Origin of the sequence: Streptomyces sp. NPDC059828 (assembly GCF_042731955.1) — a bacterium.
Taxonomy (GTDB): Bacteria; Actinomycetota; Actinomycetes; order Streptomycetales; family Streptomycetaceae; genus Streptomyces.
On the sequence record NZ_JBHWIW010000026.1, the window covers coordinates 81011 to 97442 of the forward strand.

At 70.6% G+C, this 16432-nt stretch carries 15 protein-coding genes; 4 read left to right on the plus strand and 11 right to left on the minus strand.

Going from position 1 to position 16432, the window contains the following annotated elements:
* Positions 1-29: 29 nt before the first annotated feature.
* The 3 genes from ACFV6V_RS17785 to glmS all read right to left on the minus strand — a co-directional run bounded on the left by ACFV6V_RS17785 (position 30) and on the right by glmS (position 3760).
* The gene (locus tag ACFV6V_RS17785) at positions 30-1463 is read right to left on the minus strand and encodes an NAD(P)H-hydrate dehydratase (RefSeq protein ID WP_385565653.1); all 1434 of its coding nucleotides are present in this window, start codon (positions 1461-1463) and stop codon (positions 30-32) included.
* A gap of 84 nt (positions 1464-1547) precedes the next feature.
* The gene (locus ACFV6V_RS17790) at positions 1548-1916 is read right to left on the minus strand and encodes a holo-ACP synthase (RefSeq protein WP_385565656.1); all 369 of its coding nucleotides are present in this window, start codon (positions 1914-1916) and stop codon (positions 1548-1550) included.
* A complete protein-coding gene (gene glmS / locus ACFV6V_RS17795; RefSeq protein ID WP_385565658.1) occupies positions 1913-3760 on the minus strand; it encodes a glutamine--fructose-6-phosphate transaminase (isomerizing) in 1848 nt (615 codons plus the stop codon). Before glmS ends, ACFV6V_RS17790 begins: the two co-directional genes overlap by 4 nt.
* A 67-nt stretch (positions 3761-3827) precedes the next feature.
* Here glmS and coaA point away from each other — a divergent pair, with 67 nt between their 5' ends.
* On the plus strand, positions 3828-4820 hold the full coding sequence (gene coaA / locus ACFV6V_RS17800; RefSeq protein WP_361280460.1) for a type I pantothenate kinase: 993 nt from the start codon (positions 3828-3830) through the stop codon (positions 4818-4820).
* An 11-nt stretch (positions 4821-4831) separates the two neighbouring features.
* On the plus strand, positions 4832-5779 hold the full coding sequence (locus tag ACFV6V_RS17805; protein WP_385565661.1) for a DUF389 domain-containing protein: 948 nt from the start codon (positions 4832-4834) through the stop codon (positions 5777-5779).
* Here ACFV6V_RS17805 and ACFV6V_RS17810 read toward each other — a convergent pair.
* The 5 genes from ACFV6V_RS17810 to ACFV6V_RS17830 form a co-directional block, all read right to left on the minus strand.
* A complete protein-coding gene (locus ACFV6V_RS17810; protein ID WP_385565663.1) occupies positions 5768-7180 on the minus strand; it encodes an alpha/beta hydrolase family protein in 1413 nt (470 codons plus the stop codon). The genes ACFV6V_RS17805 and ACFV6V_RS17810 overlap by 12 nt on opposite strands.
* Positions 7181-7791: 611 nt before the next feature.
* Positions 7792-9150, minus strand: a complete 1359-nt coding sequence (gene glmM, locus ACFV6V_RS17815) for a phosphoglucosamine mutase (protein WP_385565665.1) — start codon at positions 9148-9150, stop codon at positions 7792-7794.
* A 209-nt stretch (positions 9151-9359) separates the two neighbouring features.
* Complete coding sequence (gene rpsI / locus ACFV6V_RS17820) at positions 9360-9878, minus strand: 30S ribosomal protein S9 (RefSeq protein WP_361280139.1); 519 nt, start codon at positions 9876-9878, stop codon at positions 9360-9362.
* A 41-nt stretch (positions 9879-9919) separates the two neighbouring features.
* Positions 9920-10363: a 50S ribosomal protein L13 gene (gene rplM / locus ACFV6V_RS17825; protein ID WP_361280138.1), complete on the minus strand. Its 444-nt coding sequence runs from the start codon at positions 10361-10363 to the stop codon at positions 9920-9922.
* 324 nt (positions 10364-10687) lie between these two features.
* Positions 10688-12307 (minus strand): ABC-F family ATP-binding cassette domain-containing protein, encoded by a 1620-nt coding sequence (locus ACFV6V_RS17830; protein WP_385565668.1) that lies wholly within the window; start codon positions 12305-12307, stop codon positions 10688-10690.
* Between the two features lie 56 nt (positions 12308-12363).
* On the opposite strand from ACFV6V_RS17830, the gene ACFV6V_RS17835 reads away from it, so the two are divergent.
* Both ACFV6V_RS17835 and ACFV6V_RS17840 read left to right on the plus strand, forming a co-directional pair.
* Positions 12364-13272: a hypothetical protein gene (locus ACFV6V_RS17835; protein WP_385565671.1), complete on the plus strand. Its 909-nt coding sequence runs from the start codon at positions 12364-12366 to the stop codon at positions 13270-13272.
* A 230-nt stretch (positions 13273-13502) separates the two neighbouring features.
* Positions 13503-14432 carry a UTP--glucose-1-phosphate uridylyltransferase gene (locus tag ACFV6V_RS17840; protein ID WP_385565680.1) on the plus strand — a complete coding sequence of 310 codons (930 nt, stop codon included), beginning with the start codon at positions 13503-13505 and terminating at the stop codon, positions 14430-14432.
* 69 nt (positions 14433-14501) lie between these two features.
* Here ACFV6V_RS17840 and truA read toward each other — a convergent pair whose 3' ends face one another.
* From truA to ACFV6V_RS17855, 3 genes are all read right to left on the minus strand, one after another.
* The gene (truA, locus tag ACFV6V_RS17845) at positions 14502-15377 is read right to left on the minus strand and encodes a tRNA pseudouridine(38-40) synthase TruA (RefSeq protein ID WP_385565674.1); all 876 of its coding nucleotides are present in this window, start codon (positions 15375-15377) and stop codon (positions 14502-14504) included.
* Positions 15378-15502: 125 nt separating this feature from the next.
* Positions 15503-15997 (minus strand): 50S ribosomal protein L17, encoded by a 495-nt coding sequence (gene rplQ / locus ACFV6V_RS17850; RefSeq protein WP_361280132.1) that lies wholly within the window; start codon positions 15995-15997, stop codon positions 15503-15505.
* Between the two features lie 121 nt (positions 15998-16118).
* Positions 16119-16432 (minus strand): DNA-directed RNA polymerase subunit alpha C-terminal domain-containing protein (locus tag ACFV6V_RS17855; protein ID WP_308812713.1); only part of this gene is annotated, 314 nt, incomplete at its 5' end.

Genomic DNA, 16432 nt, shown 5'->3' on the forward strand with positions numbered 1-16432 from the left:
CGGTGTGTCGCGCCGCGCTCGAGTCACCCTCACGGTGCGGTCGTGTCGCGCCACGCCCGGGGGATCGCCGTGGCCACGTCGTGGGCCGACACGGGGGCGTCACGGGACGCGAGCCGGCCGGCGAGCCCGTGCAGATACGCACCCACCGACGCGGCGTCGAACGGTTCGAGGCCGGCGGCGAGCAGGGAGCCCGTCAGCCCCGAGAGCACGTCTCCGCTCCCCGCGGTCGCCAGCCAGGAGGTGCCCGTCGCGTTCACCCGGACCTGACGGTGCGGGTCCGGGTCGGCGACGAGGGTCGTCGAGCCCTTCAGCAGCACGGTGGCGCCGTACGTCTCCGCCAGCTTCCGCACGGCGGCGAGCCGCGCGCCCTCGACCTCCTCGCGCGACACGCCGAGCAGGGCGGCGGCCTCGCCCGCGTGGGGGGTGAGCAGGGTCGGTGCCGTACGGGCCCTGACCGCGGCCGGGTCGAGGGCCCGCAGCCCGTCGGCGTCCACCAGCACCGGTACGTCCGAGTCGAGCACCTCCTCCACACCGGGGCCGTCACCCAGGCCGGGCCCGACCACCCAGGCCTGGACCCGCCCCGCCTTCGAGGGCGGCCAGCCGTGCACCAGGGTCTCCGGGAACCGGGCGATGACGGCGTCCGCCCCGGGACCCACGTACCGCACCGCGCCGGCACCGGCGCGCAGTGCGCCGGCCACCGCGAGGACGGCGGCGCCCGGATAGCGGGCGGAGCCGGCGACGACACCGACGACCCCGCGGCGGTACTTGTCGCTCTCTGTCCCGGGCACCGGCAAGAGCTGTGCCACATCCGCGTGTTGCAGGGCCTCGGCATCGGGCACGGAGGGCAGGTACGGCTCCAGGCCGATGTCGATGAGCCGTACCGCACCCGTGTGGGCGTGGGCCGGGTCGATCAGCAGTCCCGGCTTGTACGTCCCGAAGGTGACCGTCGCATCGGCCGGCAGCGCCTCCCCCCTGACCTCGCCCGTGTCCGCCTCGATCCCGCTGGGCAGGTCGACGGCGATCACGAGCGCGCCGGAGCCGCGGGCGGCACGGGCCAGGGGCACGGCATCGGGGCGGAGGCCGCCGTGGCCGCCGATGCCGGTGATCCCGTCCAGCACCAGGTCGGCGGCGGCGAGCACGTGGTACGGGTCGTCGGGAACGTGGCCGCCCGCCTTGACCAGCGCGTCGAGCCCGCCCTGGTGCGCCTTTCCGGGGGAGACGAGCACGGCGTCCACGCGCGCACCCCTGCGGGCGAGCCGCACCCCCGCGTAGAGGGCGTCGCCGCCGTTGTCCCCGCTGCCCACGAGCAGCACGACCCGGGCCCCGTAGACACGCGGCAGCAGCCCCGCCACGGCGGCGGCGAGCCCTGCGGCGGCTCGTTGCATGAGGGCGCCTTCGGGGAGGCGGGACATGAGGTGGGCTTCGGCTTGGCGGACGGCTTCCACGCGGTAGGCATGACGCATGCTCAGAGTCTGCCGCGTGTCGCGTCCCCGGGGTGCGGAGTGCGGGGTCTCCCGGTGTGCCGCACCCCGGCGCGAGCCCGACCCCTACCCCTCCGCGATCACCATCGCCGACGCCACGCCCGCGTCATGGCTCAGCGAGACGTGCCAGGTCCGCACCCCCCGCGCCACCGCCGCGTCCGCCACCGTGCCGGTGACCCGCAGGCGGGGCTGGCCGGACTCCTCGACGTAGACCTCGCAGTCGGTCCACAACAGGCCCGCCGGGGCGCCCAGTGCCTTCGCGACGGCCTCCTTCGCGGCGAACCGGGCCGCGAGGGAGGCGGTGCCGCGGCGTTCGCCGCTGGGAAGGAGCAGCTCGCTGTCGAGGAAGAGCCGGTCCGCGAGGGCCGGTGTGCGCCGCAGTGCCTCGCCGAAGCGGTCGATCTCGGCGACGTCGATCCCCACCCCGATGATCATTCGACGGTGACCGACTTCGCCAGGTTGCGCGGCTGGTCCACCTCGTTGCCCCGGGCCGTCGCCAGCTCGCAGGCGAACACCTGGAGCGGCACGGTCGCCACCAGTGGCTGGAGCAGCGCGGGGGTCGCGGGGATGCGGATCAGGTGGTCCGCGTACGGCACGACCGCCTCGTCACCCTCCTCGGCGATCACGATCGTGCGCGCTCCACGGGCCCGGATCTCCTGGATGTTCGACACGATCTTCCCGTGCAGCACCGAGCGGCTGCGCGGCGACGGCACGACCACCACGACCGGCAGGTCCTGTTCGATGAGGGCGATCGGGCCGTGCTTCAGCTCGCCGGCCGCGAAGCCCTCGGCGTGCATATAGGCGAGTTCCTTGAGCTTGAGCGCACCTTCGAGGGCGACCGGGTAGCCCACGTGCCGCCCGAGGAACAGCACCGTGTTCTTGCCGGCGAGCGAGCGGGCCAGCGCGCGGACCGGCTCCATGGTCTCCAGGACCTGGTCCACCTCGCGGGCGATCTCGGAGAGGTCGCGGATGACCGCGCGGATCTCGTCCCCCCACTTGGTGCCGCGCACCTGACCGAGGTAGAGCGCCACCAGGTAGCAGGCCACGAGCTGGGTGAGGAAGGCCTTGGTCGAGGCGACGGCCACCTCGGGTCCCGCGTGGGTGTAGAGCACCGCGTCCGACTCTCGCGGGATCGTGGATCCGTTGGTGTTGCAGATGGCCAGCACCTTCGCGCCCTGTTCGCGCGCGTGGCGCAGGGCCATCAGGGTGTCCATCGTCTCGCCGGACTGCGAGATGGCGATCACCAGGGTGCGGTGGTCCAGGATCGGGTCCCGGTAGCGGAACTCGCTGGCCAGCTCCACCTCGCAGGGGATGCGGGTCCAGTGCTCGATGGCGTACTTGGCGATGAGCCCGGCGTGGAAGGCCGTGCCGCACGCCACGATCACGACCTTCTGGGCTTCCCTGAGCACGGACGCGGGGATCCGCACCTCGTCCAGGGTGAGCGAGCCGCCCGCGTCGATCCGCCCGAGGAGGGTGTCGGCGACCGCCTTCGGCTGCTCGGCGATCTCCTTGAGCATGAAGTAGTCGTAGCCGCCCTTCTCGGCGGCGGAGGCGTCCCAGTCCACGTGGTAGGACCGCACGTCGGCCGGTGCGCCCTCGAAGTCGGTGACCGTCACGCTGTCGCGCCGCAGTTCGACGACCTGGTCCTGACCCAGCTCGATCGCCGAACGGGTGTACGCGATGAACGCGGCCACGTCGGAGGCCAGGAAAGCCTCACCGTCCCCGACCCCCACGACCAGCGGCGAGTTGCGGCGGGCGCCGACCACCACGTCCGGCTCGTCGGCGTGTACGGCGACAAGGGTGAAGGCGCCTTCGAGCTGCTTGCACACCAGTCGCATCGCCTCGGCCAGTTCACCGCAGGACGAGAACTCCTCGGCGAGCAGATGGGCCACGACCTCGGTATCGGTCTCGGACGCCAGGTCGTGTCCGCGGTCGGCCAGCTCGCCGCGCAGCGAAGCGAAGTTCTCGATGATGCCGTTGTGGACGACGGCGACCCGGCCCGCGTTGTCGATGTGCGGGTGGGCGTTGGTGTCCGTCGGGCCGCCGTGGGTGGCCCACCGGGTGTGTCCGATGCCGGTCGACCCGCTGGGCAGCGGCCGGTCGGTCAGCTCCTTCTCCAGGTTGAGCAGCTTGCCCGCCTTCTTGGCCGCGGCCAGCCCGCCGTCGGCGAGTACGGCGACGCCCGCCGAGTCATAGCCCCGGTACTCCAGCCGTTTGAGGCCGGCGATGACGACATCGAGCGCGGACTGCGCTCCCACGTAACCCACGATTCCGCACATGTCCCGCAGCCTACGGCGTGAGCGATACCACGCCGCGTTCGGACGCCGCTGCACCGACAATGAGCATGTGATCACTTCGCCGCCACGAAGCCGCAAGCCCGACCGGGCCGAGTCGTCCCCCTACGTCGACCTCACCCGCGCGGAGTGGAGCGCGCTGCGCGAGAGGACGCCGCTGTCCCTGAGCGCGGCCGAGGTCGAAAAGCTGCGCGGGCTCGGTGATGTCATCGACCTGGACGAGGTCAGGGACATCTATCTGCCGCTGTCCCGGCTGCTCAATCTGTACGTGGGTGCCACCGCCAACCTCCGCGGGGCGCTGAACACCTTCCTCGGTGAGGCGGGCAACGGCCACGGCACCCAGCGCGGGACACCGTTCGTCATAGGCGTGGCGGGCTCGGTCGCCGTCGGCAAGTCCACGGTCGCCCGTCTGCTCCAGGCGCTGCTGGCTCGCTGGCCCGAGCACCCGAGGGTGGAGCTGGTCACCACCGACGGCTTCCTCTACCCGATGAAGGAGCTCGAGAGCCGGGGGCTGATGTCCCGCAAGGGCTTCCCCGAGTCGTACGACCGGCGGGCCCTGACCCGCTTCGTCGCCGACATCAAGGCGGGCAAGGACGAGGTCAGCGCCCCCGTCTACTCTCATCTGATCTACGACATCGTGCCGGGCCAGCGCCTCACGGTGCGCCGTCCGGACATCCTGATCGTGGAAGGCCTCAACGTCCTCCAGCCGGCCCTGCCCGGCCAGGACGGCCGCACCCGGGTGGGCCTCGCCGACTACTTCGACTTCTCCGTGTACGTGGACGCCCGCCCCGAGGACATCGAGCGCTGGTACCTCAACCGCTTCCGGAAGCTGCGCGAGACGGCGTTCCAGAACCCGTTCTCGTACTTCAGGAAGTACACCCAGGTCTCGGAGGAGGAAGCGCTGGAGTACGCCCGCACCATGTGGCGCACGATCAACAAGGTGAACCTTCTGGAGAACGTGGCCCCCACCCGGGGCCGCGCGACGCTCGTCGTCCGCAAGGGCCCGGACCACAAGGTCCAGCGGCTGTCCCTGCGCAAACTCTGAGGAGCTCCCCTTTGCTGCACCTGCGCATGATCGTCCCGCCCGATCGGACCGACACGGTGGTCCGCACCGTCGAGAAGACGGTCGGCACGACCCATCTCGTCGTCATCCCGGGTGCCGCACGCAACCCGGCAGGAGATCTGGTGCTGTGCGACGTGGCGCGCGAGGCCGGGGACGCCCTGATCGGGCGGCTGCGGGAGCTCGGTCTGCACCGGGAGGGCGCGATCTCCGTCGAGAGTGTCGACCTGTCGCTGTCCAAGCGCGCCGACAAGGCCGAGAAGGAGGCTCCGGGAGAAGGCGCCGACGCGGTGCTGTGGGAGCAGCTCACCGACGCCACTCACGAAGAGTCGACGCTCAACGTCACCTACTTGGCGTTCCTCACGCTGGCAACCATGATCGCCGCCTGCGGCGTGGTGCTCGACAACGCGATCCTGATCGTGGGCGCGATGGCCGTCGGACCCGAGTTCGGCCCGCTGGCGGGTCTGAGCACGGCGATCGTGCAGCGGCTGCCGCGGCTCGCCTGGCGCTCTCTGGTGGCGTTGATCGCGGGCTTCGCGCTGGCCATGCTGGTCACGATCGCCTTCAGCTCCTTCATGACCGGAATCGGACTGTTCGAGACGTCGATGCTCAAGGCCGAGCGGCCCAACACGGCCTTCATCTACCATCCCGACGCGTTCTCGTTCGTCGTCGCCGTGCTTGCAGGTATCGCCGGCACGCTCTCCCTGACGTCGGCGAAGTCGGGCGCCCTGGTAGGTGTGGCGATCTCGGTGACCACGGTCCCGGCTGCGGCGAACGCCGCCGTGGCCTTCAGCTACAGCGAGTACCGCCAGGCCTGGGGCTCCAGCGAGCAGCTGCTGCTGAACCTGCTCGGGATCATCCTGGCCGGGACGCTCACGTTGCTGACGCAGAAGTGGCTCTGGAGCATCCAGAAGCGCCGTATGTCGCGGATGTCAGCTCGCTGAGAGGGTCTCCCCCAGCCAGTCGAAGACGACCTCGCAGTGCGTCTGCGGGGCCATCGGGGAGCAGTGCAGCTGGGCACCCTGGGCCCTGGTCAGCTTCACGTAGTCCTTGGGCGACGTGAGCTTCTCGTACATCTCGCGCGGCTGGCCGGGGTAGAACTGCTCGTCGTCGTAGTCCAGGACCAGCGTGGGCGCCTTGATACGGCCGACGATGCCGGTGATCGTCAGCGCCTCGACACGCGTGGCGGGAGTGTAGAAGTCGGTGAACATCTTGCCCTGACGGGCGGCGAGCATCGCCGGGATGGAGAACGGCTCGAAGCGCTTCTTGATCGTGGCCGCCGTGTCCGGGGGGAGCTCGGGGACGACCTCCTTGTTCCAGATGTTGTTGGTCTCCTCCTTGCTCGGGGTGAGGATCTCCCGGAGCTGCGGGGGAAAGCCGAGCCAGGGCTCCAGGCAGCCGGGCATCGCGACCAGTGCGGCGATCCGCTCCTCGAACGCGGCGGCGCGGGGCGCGAGGTCACCGCCCATGCTCAGGCCGGTGAGGGCGATCTTGTCGGGATCCACGTCCGGGCGGGCGACCAGCCAGTCGACGAGCGGGGTGACCACCTTCTCCCAGGTCGGACTGAACACCACCTCGTCGACGAAGAGCATCTGGCCCTGGCCCGGCCCGTCGTACACCAGCGCGTTCCAGCCGCGGTCCAGGGCCGCGGAGACCCCGTATGTCCACATGTCGACGTTCTGCCCGTCGCTGCCGTTGGTGAGGATCACCGTCGGACGGCGCTCGTCGGCCGTATCCGGCCGGAAGAACCACACCGGCAGCGGGGTCTTCTGGTACGGGACGTTCGCCGTCACCGGGGGCGGTTCACAGCCCTTGCAGAACGTGTCCCAGGCGTCGCGTCCTGCCTGGTAGAGCTGTTCCTCGCTGCCCGGATCGTCGGAACCGAGCACGAAGAACAGCGCCTGGCCGTAGTACTGCGCGGCCCGCAGCGCCCGGAAGCGGGTGGTCTGGGCGTCGGCCTTGCTCCCCTGGGGCGCCTTCTCGAGCTGGTCGCCGAGCTTCTTGAAGGTCTCGACATACGTCTGCGCGGACAGCCCCGCCTTGTTGATCGCGTTCACGGCGGTGAGCACCTCGCCCACTTCGCCGGCCCCGAAGCCGGCTCCGCCGAGTGCAAGCAACCCGTTGAAGTTGTACGCCGGGTCCCTGAACAGCGTCATCGCCCCCGGTGTGGGCCCACCGCCCGCCGCTGCGGAGGGCTGCGGCCCACTGCGGCTGGGCGTCGGCGCCTGCGCGGGCGAAGCCCCGCCCGGCGAGCTGCACCCGGAGGTCATCAGGGCCCCCGCACCACCGACGAGCCCGGCGAGGGCCGCACGGCGGCTGGGGCGGTCTGCGGACACGTACGTCATACCGGACGAAGGTACGACCGGCAGGACCGCCCGCTGCCCTGCGACACCCGCCCTTCGCCCGAACGGGCTCCCGAAAACCCCGGAACCCTGCCCGGCTGCCAGGGGACGCCCACATCGCGGTGCGGGGGACGGGTGCCCAGGGTGCGGCACACCGGAAATCCGCCCACCACGCGGATGCGGGTCCGCCCTCCGGGCGGCACGGCACTACTGCTCGGACACGGCCCGGGGCCTTTCGTTTGGATCAGGTCTGATCAGTGAGCGGGTCTGGCGCCTGGGGTCTCCCCCGCCCTCTTGAGGCCGAGGGTCCTGGGATCTCCCCCGCGGCCCTTGAGGCCGAGCCTGGAGTCTCCCCCGGCCCCTTGAGGCCGAGCCTGGGGTCTCCCCCGGCCCCTTGAGGCCGAGCCTGGGGTCTCCCCCGACCCCTTGAGGCCGAGCCTGGGGTCTCCCCCGCCCCTTGGGGCCGAGCCTGGGGTCTCCCCCGGCCCCTTGGGGCCGAGGGGACGTATCGCAAGGCGGAGGAGGGAGCCATGGCGGAGCCATGCCGACCGACGACAACGCGGCGAGACGCGGCACCAGGGCACGCGAACCCGGCAAGATCCAAACGAAAGGCCCTAGCCCAGCGCGGACTTCACCGCGTCCGCAAGCCAGCCCGCAACGGCCCTGGCCTGCTCGATATCCGCGGCCTCGACCATCACACGGACCAGCGGCTCCGTGCCCGAGGGGCGCAGCAGCACCCGCCCGGTGGAGCCGAGCTCGTGCTCGGCGTCGGACACCGCGGCCGCCAGCTCGGCAGAGGTGGACACGCGGGACCTGTCCACGTCCGGGACGTTGACCAGGACCTGCGGGAGCCGATCCATCACCGCGACCAGCTCCGCCAGCGAACGCCCGGTCGCCGCGACCCGGGCAGCCAGCATCAGACCGGTCAGGGTGCCGTCGCCCGTGGTGGCGTGGTCGAGCACGATGACATGGCCGGACTGCTCGCCGCCGAGTGCGTAGCCGTGCTCCTTCATGGACTCCAGGACGTACCGGTCGCCGACCGCGGTCTGCACCAGCGCGATGCCTTCGGCCTCCATCGCCAGCTTGAAGCCCAGGTTCGACATCACGGTCGCGACCACGGTGTTCCCGCGCAGGGTGCCCGCCTCGCGCATCGCGAGGGCCAGCACGGCGAGGATCTGGTCGCCGTCGATCTCGTTGCCCTCGGCGTCCACGGCGAGGCAGCGGTCGGCGTCGCCGTCGTGCGCGATGCCGAAGTCGGCGCCGTGCTCGACCACGGCGGCCTTGAGCAGACCCAGATGGGTCGAGCCGCAGTTGTCGTTGATGTTGAGGCCGTCCGGCTCGGCGCCGATCGTCACGACCTCGGCGCCCGCCCGGGCGAAGGCCTCGGGCGACACCCGGGCCGCCGCTCCGTGTGCCTCGTCCAGGACGACCTTGAGCCCGTCGAGACGGTTCGGCAGGACCGCGATGAGGTGGGCGACGTACCTGTCGAAGCCCTCGTCGTAGTCGCGCACCCGGCCCACGCCCGCGCCGGTCGGCCGGTCCCAGGGAGCGCCGGTGCGGTGCTCCTCGTAGACCGCCTCGATACGGTTCTCCAGCTCGTCCGCGAGCTTGTGGCCGCCGCGCGCGAAGAACTTGATGCCGTTGTCGGGCATGGCGTTGTGGCTCGCGGAGAGCATCACGCCGAGGTCGGCGCCCAGCGCGCCGGTGAGGTACGCCACCGCCGGGGTGGGCAGCACACCGACCCTCAGGACGTCCACGCCCGCACTCGCGAGCCCCGCCACGACGGCGGCTTCCAGGAACTCCCCGGACGCGCGGGGGTCACGTCCGACCACCGCCGTCGGCCGATGGCCCTCGAACGTGCCCGCCTCGGCGAGTACGTGCGCCGCCGCGACCGAGAGACCGAGCGCGAGCTCCGCCGTCAGGTCCGCGTTGGCGACACCGCGCACACCGTCCGTGCCGAAGAGTCGTCCCACTGGTTTCCTCCGAAATCGCTCCGCATTCGCTCCGACCATGCCAGCCGCTTGGAGCTCCGTGCCGTCTTGCCGTTTATACGCCCAGGTCGCCGGGCTGTGTCCCCCGAGGCGGCTACAAAGCGGAATCTGCCGCGAAGAGCCGTTGAAACAGAACGCCCCGGCCGGCACCGAGTGCCGCCGGGGCGAACCTATGCCGTACAAGCAGCGGATTAGCGCTTGCTGTACTGCGGGGCCTTGCGGGCCTTCTTGAGACCGGCCTTCTTGCGCTCGACCGCACGGTCGTCGCGGCTCAGGAAGCCAGCCTTCTTCAGCGCGCCGCGGTTGTTCTCCACGTCCGCCTCGTTCAGGGCGCGGGCCACGCCGAGGCGCAGGGCGCCGGCCTGGCCGGAGACGCCGCCACCCGCGATACGGGCGATGACGTCGTAGCGGTCGTCGAGCTCGAGCACCTTGAAGGGCTCGTTGACTTCCTGCTGGTGCACCTTGTTGGGGAAGTAGTCCTCAAGGGTGCGACCGTTGATCTTCCACTTGCCGGTGCCCGGAACGATACGGACGCGGGCGATGGCGTTCTTGCGACGACCCAGGCCGGCGGCCGGCTGCGGGTCGCCGAAGCGGGACGCGAGGGACTCGGAGGTGTACTCGCCCTCGACGGGCACCTCCGACTCGAAGGTGGTGACCTCGGCGTAGGTCTCTTCGCCCTCGACGGGGTACTCAGCGGTGGTCTCGGCCACGATGCTCCTCAGATTCTTTTCGTCTTAGGGGGTGGCCGGACTTACTGCGCGACCTGGGTGATCTCGAACGGAACCGGCTGCTGGGCAGCGTGCGGGTGGTTCTCGCCCGAGTAGACCTTCAGCTTCGAGAGCATCTGACGGCCCAGGGTGTTCTTGGGGAGCATGCCCTTGACGGCCTTCTCGACGGCCTTCTCGGGGTTCTTCGCAAGCAGCTCGTCGTAGCGGACGGAGCGCAGACCACCCGGGTAGCCGGAGTGGCGGTACGCCAACTTCTGGGTCCGCTTGTTGCCGGACAGGTGCACCTTGTCCGCGTTGATGATGATGACGAAGTCACCAGCGTCGACGTGGGGCGCGTAGATCGGCTTGTGCTTGCCCCGCAGGAGGGTGGCAGCAGTGGTGGCCAGACGACCCAGAACGACGTCCTGGGCGTCGATGACGTGCCACTGGCGCGTCACATCGCCGGGCTTGGGGCTGTACGTACGCACGGTCGTAGCCTTCGCTTCTTCAGTGATGGGGATCCGCCGGGCCCGCGAGGGCACGGAGGACGGGGTCCTGACAAGGCCACCCGGACGATCACGACAGCCGTGGCAGCACATCAGGCGACGCAACCCGAGTGCATACCGCTGGTCATCGGCCCGGTGGACCGGCGTAAGGGCCCCTCACGTGAGATAGAGCAAGCCAATACGCATAACGAACCAGCAGAATACCCGCGCTCCCCCGCACGGGTCAAAACGCCCGCCCCGGGGGCACGGAGCCGGGGTGGCTACAGCGTGCCACCACCCGGCCACCGCACCCGTGGCCGCCCCCCGCTAACGCACCCGCTCGACCCGCCGCTCGTCCCAGACCGGCTCCGGTGTCTCACGGACCCGGCCGTCGGAACCGAAGACGAGGAAGCGGTCGAAGGACTTCGCGAACCAGCGGTCGTGGGTGACCGCCAGCACCGTGCCCTCGTACGCCTCCAGGCCCTGCTGGAGCGCCTCGGCCGACTCCAGGTCCAGGTTGTCCGTCGGCTCGTCCAGAAGCAGCGCTGTGGTGCCACGCAGCTCGAGGAGCAGGATCTGGAACCTGGCCTGCTGCCCGCCCGAGAGCCGGTCGAAGGTCTGGTCGCCCTGGCCCTCCAGCTCGTACCGGCGCAGGACGCTCATCGCCCCGCCCCGGTCCTTGGAGTGCTCCGTCCAGAGGATGTCGACCAGGGTCCGGCCCATCAGCTCGGGATGGGCGTGGGTCTGGGCGAAGTGGCCGGGGACCACCCGGGCGCCAAGCTTCCACAGGCCGGTGTGCGCCACGGCCTCGCCTGCGAGCAGCCGAAGGAAGTGGGACTTCCCCGAGCCGTTGGAGCCGAGCACCGCGACCCGCTCGCCGTAGAACACTTCCAGCGAGAAGGGCTTCATCAGCCCGCTGAGCTCCAGGTTCTCGCAGGTCACCGCGCGCACCCCGGTACGGCCGCCGCGCAGCCGCATCCGGATGTCCTGCTCGCGCGGCGGCTCCGGGGGCGGGCCGGCCTCCTCGAACTTCCGCAACCGCGTCTGCATCGCCCGGTAGCGCGAGGCCATGTCGGGGCTGATGGCCGCCTGCTGGCGCAGCTTGTGGACCAGCGCCTTCAGCCGGGCGTGCTCCTCGTCCCAGCGCCGCTTGAGCTCCTCGAAGCGGGCGAACCGCTCGCGCCGCGCCTGGTGGAAAGTGGCGAACCCCTCACCGTGCACCCAGACGTCGCTGCCCGCGGGTCCCGGTTCCACCGCGACGATCCGCTGAGCGGCCCGTGCCAGCAGCTCACGGTCGTGGGAGACGAAGAGCACGGTCTTGCGGGTCTCCGCCAGCCGCTCCTCCAGCCAGCGCTTGCCCGGGACGTCCAGATAGTTGTCCGGCTCGTCCAGCAGCAGCACCTCGTCGGGGCCGCGCAGCAGCGCCTCGAGCACCAGCCGCTTCTGCTCACCGCCCGACAGCGTGCGCACCAGGCGCCACTGGGCCTGCTCGTACGGGACGCCGAGTGCGGCCATGGTGCACATGTCCCAGACCGTCTCGGCCTCGTACCCCTGCACCTCGGCCCAGTCGCTGAGCGCCTGCGCGTACCGCATCTGAGCGGCCTCGTCGTCGACCGTCATGATCAGGTGCTCGGCCTGGTCGACCGCCCGCGCGGCCTCCCTGATCCTCGGCTGGGCCACCGAGACCAGCAGGTCGCGGACGGTGCGCTCGTCCCGTACCGAGCCCACGAACTGCGGCATCACTCCGAGGCCGCCGCTGGATGACACGGTGCCGCCGTGCGGCTTGAGCTCCCCGGAGAGCAGCCGCAGCAAGGTGGTCTTGCCCGCGCCGTTGGCGCCGACCAGCGCGGCCACACTTCCCTCCCCCACCCGGAAGGAGATGTCGCCCAGCAGCGGTCGGCCGTCCGGCAGGTAGTACTCCAGATGCCCGGCCTCAAGATGTCCCATAGCGGGGATTGTCACTCCCGGACACGCACTTGCCCAACAGGTTTAGGATGCGCGGCATGAGCTATGGGGGACCGCAGTGGCCGCAGGAGCCACGCCGGCAGTCCGATCAGTCCGGGTCGTTCGACGCCTTCGAACCGTTCGAGCCGTACCGGCGGCAGGACCAGCAGTCGCAGTCGCCGGACTGGGCCGCGCTGGCCGACGCCTCCGCTGCTCGAACACGCCGCAGGAAGTGGCTGCTGATGGGCGGCGGCGCACTCGCCACGGCGGCGATAGCCACGGTGGTGGCCACTGCCGTCGTCTCGTCCGGCGAGGGCGGTACCGAGGCTTCCGGCAAGCCCGCGAGTGAGCTTCCCACTGCCCCTGACCTGCCGGGCGAGAAGGGGACGGAGCCGTCCTTCTCCTCGGTCGCGCCGCCGCCTCCACCCAACCCCAAGGAGTTCATCTCGGACGAGAGGAAGGACACGGCGCCGCTCAGCGCCGACACCCTCTTCCCGGGCAAGAAGCTGACGATGGGCGACCGGGTCTACACCAAGGGCCCCACCGCGCGCACCGCCTCGTGCGCCTCGGCTACCCAGGGTTCGCTGGGCGCCGCCCTCACCGGCAACGGCTGCGACCAGGTGATCCGCGCCACATACACGAGGGACGGGGTGGCCGTCACCATCGGTGTGGCCGTCTTCCCCACGGAGGCCAAGGCCCAGACCGCGGTCAAGAAGTCGGCCAGGAACATCGCCCCGCTGTCGGGCCCGGGGGTCGGCGGCTTCTGCAAGGGCGGCCCGGTGTGCCGCTTCGTGGGCAACTCCTACGGCAGGTACGCCTACTTCACCTCGACGGGCTACCTCAACGGAAAGTCCGTCACCAAGGGTGACCGCAAGGCGTTCCAGCCCGGTGACGATCTCGCGGAGTTCACCTTCCGGCAGATCGTGGCGCGCGGCGAGCAGCAGGCGGAGGCCGCGGCGGCTCGGTGAGGTGGGGGCGCGTTCCCCTCAAGCGATCCCCCTCGATCACATGTCATCAAGAAGTATTGACTGAACATCAGTCAGCGATCGGCATGAATAAGAAACCCATCTGATGCGTATCCGATGTCGTCTGATGTCGGCGTACCGCCTGATTCCGGGGTTCTCGGTCCCTATCATGTGCGGGCACCACAAGAAAGATGGGGGGACCACGGCCCGCGCACGCGGCCGTGAACACGCACATGCACCTGCACCACACCGCCAACGCACCTGTCATCAAGGCGGTCATACCGGCAGCCGGACTCGGCACCCGGTTCCTTCCGGCGACCAAGGCCACTCCCAAGGAGATGCTCCCGGTCGTCGACAAGCCCGCCATCCAGTACGTGGTCGAGGAGGCCGCCGCGGCCGGCCTGACCGACGTGCTGATGATCACCGGGCGTAACAAGCGGGCCCTGGAAGACCACTTCGACCGGGCTCACGAGCTGGAGTCGCTCCTCCAGGCGAAGGGCGACACCGACCGGCTCGCACTGGTCCGCGCGTCCAGCTCGCTCGCCACCGTCCATTACGCACGCCAGGGCGACCCCAAGGGCCTCGGCCACGCGGTGCTCTGCGCCGAGGCACACGTGGGCGACAAGCCCTTCGCCGTACTGCTGGGCGACGACCTGATCGACCCGCGGGATCCCCTGCTGGCCCGGATGGTGGAGGTACGCCGGCAGTGCGGCGGCAGCGTCGTGGCGCTGATGCCCGTACCCGAGGACCGCATCCACCTCTACGGCTCCGCGATCGTCCGGCCACCGGCACCCGGGGACGCCACCCGGGACGCCGACGGCGATGTGCGCGTGCTCTCCGGTCTCGTGGAGAAGCCCGCGCCGGGCACCGCGCCGAGCAATCTCGCGGTCATCGGCCGCTATGTGCTCGACCCCGAGATCTTCGGGGTGTTGCACGAGACCCCGCCCGGCCGGGGCGGCGAGATCCAGCTCACCGACGCCCTGCACACACTGGCGTCCGACGACCGCTACGGACCCGTCCACGGCGTGGTCTTCGAGGGCCGCCGCTACGACACGGGCGACCGGGGCGACTATCTGCGCGCCCAGGTGCAGCTGGCCTGTGAACACCCGGAGCTGGGGGCGTCGTTCACCGACTGGCTGCGCAAGTACGCCGCCGCGCTCTGACCCGGATACGGGTGCGGCCCCTCCCCCGGGACTCTCCGGGTGAGGGGCCGCAGTACGTGTGGCGCGGCTTCAGCAGCAGCCGCCGGCAGCCGCGGACGGGCCGGCGAGCGGCAGCGTCCTCTTGTTGCGGGCCTCACGATTCCTCGCGGCCAGCAACTCATCGGCCGGATAGCCCACTTCCTCCAGCGTCAGACCGTGCGGACGCACCACATGCACCGCCGAGTCGCGTACGCCCGCCGCCAGCACCTTCCCCGGCCAGTCCACCGGCCGGTGCCCGTCTCCGACGAACAGCATCGCGCCCACCAGGGAACGCACCATGTTGTGGCAGAAGGCGTCGGCCTTCACGGTGGCCGTGAGGATCCCGCTCGGGTCCCGCTCCCAGCGCAGCTCCTGGAGGGTGCGGATGGTCGTGGCGCCCTCCCGCTTCTTGCAGTAGGCGGCGAAGTCGTGCTCCCCGAGCAGCCTCTCGGCCGCCGCGTTCATGGCGTCCATGTCCAGCGGCCAGTCATGCCACAGCACATGGCCGCGCAGCAGCGGATCCACGCCCCCGGGGTGGTCGGTCACCCGGTAGGCATAGCGCCGCCAGATCGCGGAGAAGCGGGCGTTGAAGCCTGCCGGGGCCTCATCCGCCTTCCACACCCGCACGTCGTGGGACAGCCGGCCCGCCAGCCGCCGCAGCAGCTTGTCGCGGTGCTCCTGCCACAGTTCCCCGGGGAGATCGACATGGGCGACCTGGCCCCGGGCGTGCACTCCGGCGTCGGTGCGTCCGGCGACCGTCAGTTCGTATGTCTGCGACGACCGGGTCACCGTACGGATCGCGGCCTCGATCTCGCCCTGAACGGTCCGCTGGCCGCGGGTCTGCCGCGCCCAGCCCGAGAAGTCCCTGCCGTCGTAGGACAGGTCGAGTCGTACCCGCACGAACCCGGGCTTCACGTCATCACTCACATGTCACATCCTCTGGGAGGTCCCCCTGGGGCCCCGCGGTAGCAGGGCGAAGAAGTTTCCAGGGGGCGGAACGGGCCCGCCCCCACGAGGGGAGCGGGCCCGTTCTACGGCCTCAGTCAGAACGCTCAGGCGTCCTTGGACTCCTCGGCCGGAGCCTCAGCGGCGTCCTCGGCCTTGGTCTCCTCGGCCTTGGTCTCCTCGGCCTCCTTGACCGCGCGCTTGGCGGCGGCCTCGGCCTCGGCGACGGTCGCCTTCTTGGCGATCTCGCCCTCGACGAGCTCGATCACGGCCATCGGGGCGTTGTCGCCACGACGGTTGCCGATCTTCGTGATCCGGGTGTAGCCACCCGGACGCTCGGCGTAGCGCGGGGCGATCTCGGTGAAGAGCGTGTGGACGACGCCCTTGTCCGTGATCGTCTGGAGCACCAGGCGACGGTTGTGGATGTCGCCCTTCTTCGCCTTCGTGACCAGACGCTCGGCGACCGGACGCAGACGGCGCGCCTTCGCCTCGGTCGTGGTGATGCGGCCGTGCTCGAACAGCGCCTTCGCGAGGTTCGCGAGCAGCAGCTTCTCGTGCGCGGCGCTGCCGCCCAGACGGGCACCCTTGGTGGGCTTCGGCATCGTGTTTCTCCTTGAGATCTGCACCGGCCGTATCAGGTACCGGTGTCAGGACCCCGCAGGCGGACGCCTGCGGGCAGCTATCAGTGCTTCAGAGCCAGGCCGGTACGACCGACCCAGTGGCTCAGTACTGCTCGGTCTCGACGAAGCCCGCGTCCGCGTCGTCGTCGGCGCCGAAGGCGTCCGCGGCGGCGGTCGGGTCGAATCCGGGCGGGCTGTCCTTGAGGGCCAGGCCCATGCCGGCCAGCTTCGCCTTGACCTCGTCGATCGACTTCGCACCGAAGTTGCGGATGTCGAGCAGGTCGGCCTCGGAACGGGCCACGAGCTCACCCACCGAGTGGATGCCCTCGCGCTTGAGGCAGTTGTAGGAGCGGACCGTGAGCTCGAGCTCCTCGATCGGCAGCGCCAGGTCGGCGGCAAGGGCGGCGTCCGTCGGGG

Excerpts from the sequence above, each read along its gene's own strand:
- ACFV6V_RS17785 (WP_385565653.1), bottom strand. The coding sequence starts at position 1,463 with ATGCGTCATGCCTACCGCGTGGAAGCCGTCCGCCAAGCCGAAGCCCAC.
- ACFV6V_RS17790 (WP_385565656.1), bottom strand. The coding sequence starts at position 1,916 with ATGATCATCGGGGTGGGGATCGACGTCGCCGAGATCGACCGCTTCGGC.
- glmS (WP_385565658.1), bottom strand. The coding sequence starts at position 3,760 with ATGTGCGGAATCGTGGGTTACGTGGGAGCGCAGTCCGCGCTCGATGTC.
- ACFV6V_RS17810 (WP_385565663.1), bottom strand. The coding sequence starts at position 7,180 with ATGACGTACGTGTCCGCAGACCGCCCCAGCCGCCGTGCGGCCCTCGCC.
- ACFV6V_RS17830 (WP_385565668.1), bottom strand. The coding sequence starts at position 12,307 with ATGGGACATCTTGAGGCCGGGCATCTGGAGTACTACCTGCCGGACGGC.
- ACFV6V_RS17835 (WP_385565671.1), top strand. The coding sequence starts at position 12,364 with ATGAGCTATGGGGGACCGCAGTGGCCGCAGGAGCCACGCCGGCAGTCC.
- ACFV6V_RS17840 (WP_385565680.1), top strand. The coding sequence starts at position 13,503 with ATGCACCTGCACCACACCGCCAACGCACCTGTCATCAAGGCGGTCATA.
- rplQ (WP_361280132.1), bottom strand. The coding sequence starts at position 15,997 with ATGCCGAAGCCCACCAAGGGTGCCCGTCTGGGCGGCAGCGCCGCGCAC.